We start from the raw sequence: 939 nt of genomic DNA, 5'->3' as shown, positions 1-939 counted from the left end.
TAGTCTATCAAAGATTCGCTCACCAAAATATCTTCGATTTAACTTGTAAACAAACTCGTTTAGATAAAGTTGCAGATATTTTTTCTTGATTTTATGGTACGTTCCTGTAAAATTCCGTTTAGCATTACTAATGGCAATATGTACCCATTTCAAAGTTTCTTTGGTGGTCTGCTCGTTTGATTTTTCAGTCACATGTATCTCCACATAATCAGCAATGTTGACATATGAGGTGCTCTTGTCCGTGAAAACAATGGTTCGCTCACCATCAATGGCATCCACAAAGGTCTGGTCTGTTCCTTCTGCCTTATGGTCATCAAGGACTTTTGCTTTGAAATAACGACATTGTCGCTCTACTTTTCCTGTGTCGATATCTTCAAGTACGGTACTTTCAGCCATGACCATAACGTTGGACTTGGTCTTGCTACCTCGTCCAGCTTTTTGAGTCTCATGTGCCTGCTGTGAAGCCTCTATTGTAAAGTAGCCTTCATCCATTTCTATCATGCCCTCCAATGTATATCTGTCATCTCGTTGCCCCATTGCTTTACGTAATTTATGAACCATTGCCCATACAGGCTCGTAGCGTTTTAACCCTAGTTGACGTTGTATTTCCTTTGACGAAAAACCTTTCTTGGTAGTGCTCAAAAGAAAAATTGTTTTGTACCAGACCAAGAATGATAGTTTAGAGCCCTGCATTATAGTGCCACTGCGCAAAGATTGTCTTGACCTACAGGATTTACACTCATAACTCCATTTATTCTTCAACCAATAGTGCTGCGTGCCTTGACATCGATTGCAGATGACCCCTATTTTATCTCGTTCCTCTTTAAAATGTGTACGACAGCTCTTTTCGTCTGTGAAATGAACTCCAAAATCAAATATATTCATAATCAACTGTTTTAATATCAAGTGAATATACGATAATTATTTCATTTTAGGGCT

Annotated in this window: 1 protein-coding gene; it reads right to left on the bottom strand. The window is 38.6% G+C overall.

Annotated elements, in window-relative coordinates:
* On the bottom strand, positions 1–885 hold an 885-nt coding region (locus ESY88_RS20710; protein ID WP_147089916.1), incomplete at its 3' end, for an IS1595 family transposase.
* Positions 886–939 lie beyond the last annotated feature (54 nt).

Origin of the sequence: Subsaximicrobium wynnwilliamsii (assembly GCF_007997225.1) — a bacterium.
Classification (GTDB): Bacteria; Bacteroidota; Bacteroidia; order Flavobacteriales; family Flavobacteriaceae; genus Psychroserpens; species Psychroserpens wynnwilliamsii.
The sequence above is the reverse complement of the archived record's forward strand: the minus strand, read 5'-3'. Positions and strand labels throughout refer to the sequence as shown.